Below are 9158 nucleotides of genomic sequence, written 5' to 3'. Positions count from 1 at the left end.
GGTGATCCCCTCCACGTTGATCACGTGGGTGTCGTTGAGCGGCGGCTCGACCGGGGAGTCCTGCCACCAGCCCTTGACCGCGGTGCGGAAGGCGAGGTTCGGGCCGGTGCCACCGTTGGTGGCCCCGTCGTGCGGCTTGCCCATCGGAACACCGAGGCGGAGCCTGACGTCGGCGCCGCCCGCCGGGACCGTCACCTTGCCGGTGCCGCCCGCGTTGACCATCCGGTTCCCTTCGGAGCGCGCCTTCAGGTCCACCGGCAGCCAGCCACCGGTCATGTCGCTGAAGTAGTCGAGGCTCAGGGCGTCCGGCGGCGTCCCGAGGTCGCTCTCGATCTCGAAGTCCAGCACGACGGACGTGCCCTGGTCCCCCGGGTTGCCGATGTGCTCGGTGAACTCGACCGGCCCGCCCGCGAAGCCGACCACCGCCGGGGCGTGCACGGTCAGGCTGAGCGGCCCGGCGGTGGCGAACGCCGGGGTCGCGGTCACGGCGCCGCCGGCGACCAGCGCGGCGGTCAGCGCGACCGCCGGAGCGAGCCGGCGGGCCCGGTTCAGGGCACGGTTGGTCTTGCGCATGGGAATCCCCCTGGATTTCCGCTCCGGACCGACACGGCCGGATCCGGGCAGCACGAAGCAAGCCTGGTGAGTGGTGTGATCGCGGCCGCGCCCGACGGGCCGACCGTTCCGGCGGCGTTTCCCGCCGCTCACCTACTAGGACGTACGGGGGGCGGCGAGGTTGCGGGTCGTCCCGGAACTTTTTCCCGGGAATTCCGCGGAACCCCGCGCAACCCCCGCCGAGCTGCTCAGACCTCGTACACCGCACCGGCCCGGGCGACCTCGACCGGCCCCGGGTAGGCGGCCGCGGCGTCCCGCCGGTTGTGCTCGGCGTCGGTCCACGGGGGGATGTGGGTGAGGACGAGCCGGCGGGCGCCGGCCGCGGCGGCGTGCTCGCCCGCCTCGCGGCCGTTGAGGTGGACGGCCCGATAGGTGTCGCGCCCGTCGATGTACGCCGCCTCGCAGAGGAAGAGATCGGTGTCGCGGGCGAGTTCGACGAGTTCGGCGCTCTCGCCGGTGTCCCCGCTGTAGACCAGCGAGCGGCCGTCGTGCTCCAGCCGGAAGGCGAAGGCGTCGACGGGGTGGTTGACCTGGGCGACGCCGATCCGGAACGGGCCGAGCTCGAAGCTGCCGGGGGTGAGCGTGCGGAACTCGAACACCTCCTTCATCCCGGGGTTCTCCGGCATGTCGTAGGCGCGGGCGAGCCGCTCGGCGGTGCCGGCCGGACCGTACACGGGCAGCAGTTCCGGGCAGCCCTCGGCGCGGTAGTTGCGGGCCACCCAGTAGGCGCACAGGTCGACGCAGTGGTCGGCGTGCAGGTGGCTGAGCAGGACGGCGTCGACGTCGTAGAGGCCGGTGTACTTCTGGAGGGCGCCGAGGGCCCCGTTGCCGAGGTCGAGCACGACGCGGTAGCCCTCGGCCTCGACCAGGTAGCTGGAGCAGGGCGAGTCGGGGGCCGGGAAGCTCCCCGAACACCCCACCACGGTCAGTTTCATCCGAGCCCCTCCGCCCCGACACATCCTGGCTGCTGCTGGAAAACGGCATCGCCGTCCTCCACCGGACAGCGTGGAAAACGGCATGGAAAACGGCAGGCCGGGCGCGGCGAACCGGCCGGTAGCACTGCGTTGGTGTGTCGAGGGTAAGGGCGGAGCGGCACTTTGCCCCCGTCCCCGTGCCGGGCTGTGGGCGGAATCACCAGAACGCCGGGAGCGGGAGCGGGGGTGGTTGACGGGCCGGGGATCAGCGGCGCCGGGGCCGGTTGCGGGCCCAGGTACGGATGGTGAACGGGTACCACCGCGGGCGGCCGCTGCCGTCGATCACGTCCGGATCGGGCAGCAGCCGGTGCCGGCGGTAACTGCGGACGGTCGCGGGCCGGACGTTGATGTGGCGGGCGATCTCGGCGCAGGACCACAGCTCGGGGCCACGGGTCACGGGGGCACCTCCGGGGGACGGGGGCGGACGTTCGTGACGCAGCCTTGCCGGACCGGCCGGGACTCCGGGCGCAGAACGGGCATTGTGGCAGTTCCGTGACGAACCGGGAGCAATGCGCGGACAAATGCCCGACTGTCACGGCCGGCACGGTAGTGGCGGTCACCCCGGCCCGGTACGGTTCGCCGCATGAACGGCATGACCGCTACCTGGCTCGTCCTGTCGCTGCTGGGCGTCGCGCTGCTGGCCGCCGCCGCGGCGGCGCTGGTGCGGCGCACCCGCCCGGCCCCGCGCCCGGCCGGGCCGACCGGCCCGAAGCCGCGGCCGGGGGCCGGCCCCGAGCCGCAGGAGATCTGGTGGGCGCAGGTGCCGTTCGAGGACGGGCCCGGGTCCAAGGACCGCCCGTGCCTGGTGCTGCGGGTGCGCGGCCGGACCGCCACCGTCGCCAAGATCACCAGCAAGCACCACGCGGAACGCCCGGGCGTACTGCCGCTGCCGCCCGGGACGGTGGGTGACCGGGAGGGCCGGGCCAGCTGGCTGGAGACCGACGAGCTGCGCGAGGTACCGCTGTCGGCCTTCCGCCGCCGGGCCGGCGCGGTGGACCGGCAGGTCTGGGCCCGGGCGCAGCGGGCGCTGCCGCGCGGTTAGCGGCCTGCCCCCGGATTCCGCGGGCCCGGCGAGGATCCACGGGACGGGCCCCGCGCCCTACGCCCAGAGCTGGCCCTGCAGCGCCTCGACCGCGGCCTCGGTGGACTCGGCGGTGTAGATGCCGGTGGACAGGTACTTCCAGCCGCCGTCGGCGACCACGAAGACGATGTCCGCGCGCTCCCCCGCGGCCGCCGCCTTGCGCCCGACACCGATCGCCGCGTGCAGGATGGCGCCGGTCGAGACGCCCGCGAAGATGCCCTCCTGCTGGAGGAGTTCGCGGGTGCGGCGGACGGCGTCCGCGGAGCCGACCGAGAAGCGGGTGGTGAGCACCTCGGCGTCGTACAGCTCGGGGACGAAGCCCTCGTCGAGGTTGCGCAGCCCGTACACCACGTCGTCGTAGCGCGGTTCGGCGGCGACGATCCTCACGCCGGGGACCTTCTCGCGCAGGTAGCGGCCGACGCCCATCAGGGTGCCGGTGGTGCCGAGGCCCGCCACGAAGTGGGTGACGGTGGGCAGGTCGGCGAGGATCTCGGGGCCGGTGCCGGTGTAGTGGGCGCCCGCGTTGTCGGGGTTGCCGTACTGGTAGAGCATCACCCAGTCGGGGTGCTCGGCGGCGATCTCCTTGGCCATCCGTACGGCGGTGTTGGAGCCGCCGGCCGCCGGGGAGGGGATGATCTCGGCGCCCCACATGCGGAGCAGTTCGCGCCGCTCCTCGCTGGTGTTCTCCGGCATCACGCAGACCATCCGGTAGCCCTTGAGCTTGGCGGCCATGGCCAGCGAGATGCCGGTGTTGCCGCTGGTGGGCTCCAGGACGGTGCAGCCGGGGGTGAGCCGGCCGTCGGCCTCGGCGCGCTCGATCATGTGCAGGGCCGGGCGGTCCTTGATCGAGCCGGTCGGGTTGCGGTCCTCCAGCTTGGCCCAGAGGCTCACCAGGCCGTCGGCGTTGCCGGGGACGGCGGCGGACAGCCTCGGCAGACGGACCAGCGGGGTGTTGCCGACGGCTTCGAGCGGACTGTCGTAACGCAAGGGGGCCTCCGGCCAAGGCGGTGGGGTGGAGAGGGCGGTTCCCCCGCCGTGCGGGCGGGGGAACCGGGAGGTCAGCGGGCGCCGCCGGCCACGGCGGGCAGGATGGTGACGCTGTCGCCGTCGGCGAGGGCGGTGGAGATGCCCTCCAGGAAGCGGACGTCCTCGTCGTTCAGGTAGACGTTGACGAAGCGGCGCAGCTCGCCGCCCTCGACCAGGCGGGCGGCGATGCCCGGGTGGCGGGCGTCGAGGTCGGTGAAGAGTTCCCCGAGGTTGCTGCCGTTGCCCTCGACGGCCTTGGCGCCGTCGGTGTAGGTGCGGAGGATGGTCGGGATGCGGACCTCGATGGCCATGAGTGCGCTCCTGGGCGAGTCGTGGAGTGAGTGGGCCGCGGCGGAGGCGGCGGGGCGGTCGCCCCGGGCTCGGCGTCGCCGGGGGCGGCGGGCCCGGGTGAGGTGGTGAAGCGGCTCTCAGCGCGAGCGCGCGGGCGTGCCGGGACAGATCGCACCGGCGTGCCGGCACAGGTCGATGTGCAGGCGCGCCACGAGGCGGATGCCCGGGGCCTGAGTGCTCACATCGACGGAACGCATGGGCTCATCGTATAGATTCCCGGGCCCGCTCCGACATGGCTGTCTCGGGATCCGGATGTTCCCGTTCCCAGGGCTGAGACGACAGCGGCCCGCCGCCCCTTCGGGAGGGGTCGGCGGGCCGCGTCCGCGGGGGTGCCGGTCAGACCGGGTAGGCCTCGACGACCTGCACGTCTTCCTCTGTGATCTCGCCGTCCACGATGCGGAACGAGCGGAACTGGTACGGGTCGTCCTCGCCCTCGCCCTCGGCGGTGGAGACCAGGACGTAGTGGGCGAACGGCTCGGAGGCGTAGCTCACGTCGGTGCGCGAGGGGTAGGCCTCGGTGGCGGTGTGCGAGTGGTAGACGATCACCGGCTCCTCGTCCCGGTCGTCCATCTCGCGGTAGAGCTTGAGCAGGTCGCCCGAGTCGAACTCGTAGAAGGTGGGCGAGCGGGCGGCGTTGAGCATCGGGACGAACCGCTCGGGCCGGCCGCTGCCGGCCGGTCCGGCGACCACGCCGCAGGCCTCGTCCGGGTGGTCGGCGCGGGCGTGGGCCACGATCCGGTCGCGGAGTTCTCGGGTGATGGTCAGCATGCGGGCCAGGATAGCCACGCCCCGGCGGCTGTCCGCCGGGGCGTCCGAGGCGCGGTCGGTGGGTGTCCACGTCCGGCCGGCGGGTGTCCGCGTCCGGGCGGTGGGTGTCCGCTTCCGGGTGGTGGCGCCGGGGCCGGGCCGTGGCGTCCGGGCCCGGTCAGCGGGCGTCCAGACTCCCGTCGCCGGCGGGCAGGTTGCCGTCGTCGGCGGGCTGCCGGTCCGCGGCGGCGTCGTGGAGGGCCCGCGGATCGCGGCGCTTGAGCACCTGGTAGCCGACCACCAGCAGCACGGCCCAGCAGGGGAAGACGAACAGCGAGATCCGGTTGTCCCGGTCCAGGCCGATCAGCACCACGACCAGGGCGAGGAAGGCGAGCGCGGCCCAGCTGACCCAGGCGCCGCCGGGTGCCTTGAAGGTGGGCGCCGGCAGGTGGCCGGCCCGCCAGGCCCGGCGGTAGCGGATCTGGGAGATCAGGATCATCGCCCAGGTCCACAGGCCGCAGACCGTGGCGACCGAGGTGATGTACTCGAACGCCCGCGCCGGGACGACGCCGTTGAGCACCACGCCGATCCCCATCAGCAGACAGGAGACGGTGATCGCGAAGGCCGGGGTGCGGCGGGAGTTGAGCCTGGTGAGCCGCCCCGGGGCCTGGCCGCGCAGCGCGAGGTCGCGCAGCATGCGGCCGGTGGAGTACATCCCGGAGTTGCAGGAGGAGAGCGCGGCGGTGAGCACCACGAAGTTGATGATGCCGGCCGCCGCCGGGATGCCGATCTTGCCGAAGGCGGCGACGAACGGGCTGACTCCGGGCCGGAATTCGGTCCACGGCACGAGCGAGAGGATGACCACCAGCGCGCCGATGTAGAACAGCATGATCCGCCAGGGCAGGGTGTTGATGGCCCGCGGCAGGGTCTTCTCGGGGTTCTCGCTCTCGCCCGCGGTGACGCCGACGAGTTCGACGCCCAGGTAGGCGAACATGACGATCTGAAGGGTCATCACGGTGGAGCCGATGCCCTGGGGGAAGAAGCCGCCGTCCTGCCAGAGGTGGCCGAGCGACGCGGTGTCACCGGCCTTGCTGAAGCCGAGGGTCAGCACCCCGACGCCGATCAGGATCATGCCGATGATGGCGGTGACCTTGACCATGGAGAACCAGAACTCGATCTCGCCGAACAGCTTCACCGAGATCAGGTTGGCCGCGTAGAGCAGGACCAGGAAGGTCAGCGCACTGACCCACTGCGGTATGTCGGGCGCCCAGAACCGCACGTAGACGGCGGCGGCGGTGGTCTCCGCCATGCCGGTGACGACCCAGAACAGCCAGTACGTCCAGCCGGTCACGTAGCCGGCGAAGGGGCCGAGGAACTCCCGGGCGTACTCGGCGAAGCTGCCGGAGACCGGTCGGTAGGTGAGCAGTTCGCCGAGCGCCCGCATGATCACGAAGATCACCAGGCCGGCGACGGCGTAGGAGAGGATCAGGCTCGGGCCGGAGCGGGAGATCGCGGTGCCGGCGCCGAGGAACAGGCCGGTGCCGATCGCTCCGCCGATCGCGATCATCTGGATCTGGCGGCTGCCGAGCCCGCGCTCGTAGCCTTCGCCGTCCGCCGCGCTGTCGACCCTTTCGTCGTACAACTTCTCGGCCACTGTGCACCGTCCTGGTCGGTCTCGGGGGTGGAGAAGTCGTACCACGCGAAGTTCGGACAGCGGTGTCCATCTGAGCGTTATTTGAGCATGACCTGGTATGGTTTGCTCGATTTTCATAAGAAATGCCCCGGCCAATCGTCCACATTCTGGACGAAACGGCCGGGGCTTGCCCGGAATCGGGCAGGATCACTCCCCCGAGGGACGGGTCCGCTCGGACTCAGTCCGCCATGGCCTCCAGCAGCGACTCCTGAAGGGCTCCCAGCCACAGGTACGCCATCATCAGCGGCTTGCGCTCGTCGCCGTCCGGCAGCTCGTAGAGGCCGTCCTCGTCGTCCTCGGTGACCTCCAGCCGGACGCCGACGGCCAGCCGCAGGTCGTTCAGCGCGCCCAGCCAGCGCTGACAGTCGGGCACCGCCAGCTTGAGCACCCCGCCGTCGCCGAGGCCGTCCAGCGCCCGGACCACGAACAGCGCGTCGTCCCGCTTGCGGGCCCGCAGGTCCAGCTCGGTGAAGCGGCGGAACTCGCCGGACGCGACCCTGGCCTCCTCGTCCTCCGGCTTCCCCGGGTCGCCGTAGGCGTCCGGGAAGAGCCGCGCCAGCGCCGGGTCGGCGGGAGCCTCGGTCGGGCCCTCGGCGAACAGCGCGGCCAAGGGGTCGTCACCCTCCCCGCCCGGGCCTGGGCCGATCAGCTCCAGCAACTGCACTTCCAGCGAGCGCAGGATGGAGGCCTCCCACTCGTCCAGCGCGATCGCCGCGCCGCCACCGCCGGCACTCTCGAACAACCCAGCCATCTGTATCGGTCAGCCCGTCTTCGTCGTCTTCGGTCGTACGGCCGGCGGTCCGGCACCCGTCGGGCCGGCCCCGGCCGCCTGTGCGCCGGTCGCGCCGACGCCCGTACCGCCGGCGCCGGTCGGTCCGGCGTCAGTCGTGCTGCAGCGTCGCCCAGAGGCCGTAGCCGTGCATCGCCTGGACGTCGCGCTCCATCTCCTCGCGGGAGCCGCTGGAGACCACCGCCCGACCCTTGGTGTGGACGTCCATCATCAGCTTCCGGGCCTTGTCCTTCGGATAGCCGAAGTAGGCCTGGAAGACGTACTGGACGTAGCTCATCAGATTGACCGGGTCGTTGTGCACGATGGTCACCCAGGGCGTGTCCGGCTCGGTCACCGGCACCCCCTCGACCTCCGGGCGCTCGATCTCCACGGGCGCGACGCTCAAGCCGGGTCCTCCTCGCTGCACAGTCGTCCGTAACCCCTCATGCCCCATGCTGCCATCCGGGGGACACCCCGGCGATTCCGGCCCGGCACGCTCGCCGAGAAATCGTCACTCTGACGCTAAGTGGTAGTAGCATCATCCGTATGGACGCCACTTCCGTGCGCGCGGCCGGCTCGACCGCGCTGCTCACCGACCGCTATGAGCTCACCATGCTGCAGGCCGCCCTGCGCAGCGGGGCCGCGCACCGCCGCTCCGTCTTCGAGGTCTTCACCCGCCGCCTGCCGAGCGGCCGCCGATACGGCGTCATGGCCGGCACCGGTCGGGTCCTGGACGCCGTCGAGAACTTCCGCTTCACCACCCCCCAGCTGGACTGGCTCGCCGACCAGGACGTGGTCGACGAGACCACCCTGCGCTTCCTCGCCGACTACCGCTTCCGCGGCGACATCCACGGCTACCCCGAGGGCGAGGTCTACTTCCCCGGCTCGCCGCTGCTCACCGTCGAGGGCAGCTTCGCCGAGGCCGTGATCCTGGAGACGGTGATCCTCTCGATCCTCAACCACGACTCGGCCATCGCCGCCGCCGCCTCCCGGATGACCGCCGCCGCCGGCGGCCGCCCGGTGATCGAGATGGGCGCCCGCCGCGCCCACGAGCAGTCCGCCGTCGCCGCCGCCCGAGCGGCCTACGTGGCCGGCTTCGCCGCCACCTCCGACCTGGAGGCCGGCTTCACCCACGGCATCCCGACCACCGGCACCGCCGCCCACGCCTTCACCCTGGTGCACGACAGCGAACGGGACGCCTTCACGGCGCAGATCGCCTCCATGGGCAAGGGCACCACGCTGCTGGTCGACACCTTCGACCTGCGCGAGGCCGTGCGCACCGCCGTCGAGGTGGCCGGCCCCGAACTGGGCGCCGTCCGGATCGACTCCGGCGACCTCACCCTGCTGGCCCACCGGGTCCGCCGCCAGCTGGACGAGCTCGGCGCCGACCGGACCAGGATCATCGTCACCTCGGACCTCGACGAGTACGCGATCGCCGCCCTGGCCGCCGCACCGGTGGACGGCTACGGCGTCGGCACCAGCCTGGTCACCGGCAGCGGCCACCCGACCTGCGCGATGGTCTACAAGCTGGTCGCCCGCGCCGGGACCGAGGGCGGGCCGATGGTGCCGGTCGCCAAGCGCGCGGCCGGCGGCAAGACCAGCATCGGCGGCCGCAAGTGGGCGGCCCGCCGGCCCGACGCCGACGGCGTCGCCGAGGCCGAGGTGGTCGGCACCGGACCCGTCCCGGACGGGCTGCGCCCGCACCTGGTGCAAGTACCGCTGGTGCTGGACGGCGAGACCGTCGGCCGGGAGCCGCTGAGCGCCGCCCGCGAACGGCACGTGCGCGCCCGCGCCGCCCTGCCGCTGTCGGCCACCCAACTGTCCAAGGGCGACCCGGTGCTGCCGACCGAACTGGTCCTGCCCGCCGGGCCGGCCCACTGACCGGAGCCCGGGGCCGGGACCGGC

General features: G+C 72.6%; 11 protein-coding genes and 1 pseudogene. 2 read left to right on the top strand and 10 right to left on the bottom strand.

Annotated features, from left to right (window positions below; translation table 11 throughout):
- The 3 genes and pseudogenes from ACIQOV_RS13795 to ACIQOV_RS13785 all read right to left on the bottom strand — a co-directional run.
- Positions 1 to 573, bottom strand: a pseudogene (locus ACIQOV_RS13795) (hypothetical protein); the annotation flags it as partial.
- Positions 574 to 800: 227 nt separating this feature from the next.
- Positions 801 to 1547, bottom strand: coding sequence for an MBL fold metallo-hydrolase (locus ACIQOV_RS13790; protein ID WP_401048362.1), 747 nt, complete (start codon positions 1545 to 1547; stop codon positions 801 to 803).
- 244 nt (positions 1548 to 1791) lie between these two features.
- A complete protein-coding gene (locus ACIQOV_RS13785; protein WP_359904135.1) occupies positions 1792 to 1983 on the bottom strand; it encodes a MarR family transcriptional regulator in 192 nt (63 codons plus the stop codon).
- A 186-nt stretch (positions 1984 to 2169) separates the two neighbouring features.
- Between ACIQOV_RS13785 and ACIQOV_RS13780 the strand changes: the two genes are divergently transcribed.
- A complete protein-coding gene (locus tag ACIQOV_RS13780; protein ID WP_380545619.1) occupies positions 2170 to 2628 on the top strand; it encodes a type II toxin-antitoxin system PemK/MazF family toxin in 459 nt (152 codons plus the stop codon).
- A 57-nt stretch (positions 2629 to 2685) separates the two neighbouring features.
- On the opposite strand, the gene ACIQOV_RS13775 is transcribed toward ACIQOV_RS13780, so the two are convergent.
- The 7 genes from ACIQOV_RS13775 to clpS form a co-directional block, all read right to left on the bottom strand.
- Positions 2686 to 3654: a cysteine synthase gene (locus ACIQOV_RS13775; protein WP_359904138.1), complete on the bottom strand. Its 969-nt coding sequence runs from the start codon at positions 3652 to 3654 to the stop codon at positions 2686 to 2688.
- Positions 3655 to 3725: 71 nt separating this feature from the next.
- The gene (locus ACIQOV_RS13770; RefSeq protein ID WP_030242903.1) at positions 3726 to 4004 is read right to left on the bottom strand and encodes a MoaD/ThiS family protein; all 279 of its coding nucleotides are present in this window, start codon (positions 4002 to 4004) and stop codon (positions 3726 to 3728) included.
- Positions 4005 to 4121: 117 nt separating this feature from the next.
- Positions 4122 to 4241, bottom strand: a complete 120-nt coding sequence (locus ACIQOV_RS13765; RefSeq protein ID WP_387694855.1) for a putative leader peptide — start codon at positions 4239 to 4241, stop codon at positions 4122 to 4124.
- 139 nt (positions 4242 to 4380) lie between these two features.
- The gene (locus ACIQOV_RS13760) at positions 4381 to 4812 is read right to left on the bottom strand and encodes a M67 family metallopeptidase (RefSeq protein WP_359904141.1); all 432 of its coding nucleotides are present in this window, start codon (positions 4810 to 4812) and stop codon (positions 4381 to 4383) included.
- 157 nt (positions 4813 to 4969) lie between these two features.
- Entirely contained in the window at positions 4970 to 6358 is a 1389-nt protein-coding gene (locus ACIQOV_RS13755; RefSeq protein WP_401048363.1) for an amino acid permease, read from the bottom strand.
- 304 nt (positions 6359 to 6662) lie between these two features.
- Positions 6663 to 7235 (bottom strand): DUF2017 domain-containing protein, encoded by a 573-nt coding sequence (locus tag ACIQOV_RS13750; protein WP_401048358.1) that lies wholly within the window; start codon positions 7233 to 7235, stop codon positions 6663 to 6665.
- 130 nt (positions 7236 to 7365) lie between these two features.
- On the bottom strand, positions 7366 to 7659 hold the full coding sequence (gene clpS, locus ACIQOV_RS13745) for an ATP-dependent Clp protease adapter ClpS (RefSeq protein ID WP_049654313.1): 294 nt from the start codon (positions 7657 to 7659) through the stop codon (positions 7366 to 7368).
- A 140-nt stretch (positions 7660 to 7799) separates the two neighbouring features.
- On the opposite strand from clpS, the gene ACIQOV_RS13740 reads away from it, so the two are divergent.
- Complete coding sequence (locus ACIQOV_RS13740) at positions 7800 to 9134, top strand: nicotinate phosphoribosyltransferase (protein ID WP_401048355.1); 1335 nt, start codon at positions 7800 to 7802, stop codon at positions 9132 to 9134.
- The last annotated feature ends 24 nt before the right edge of the window (positions 9135 to 9158 follow it).

It is taken from the genome of Kitasatospora sp. NPDC091257 (assembly GCF_044757675.1).
Classification (GTDB): Bacteria; Actinomycetota; Actinomycetes; order Streptomycetales; family Streptomycetaceae; genus Kitasatospora; species Kitasatospora lactacystinica.
This window is presented reverse-complemented; position numbering and strand designations above follow the sequence as displayed.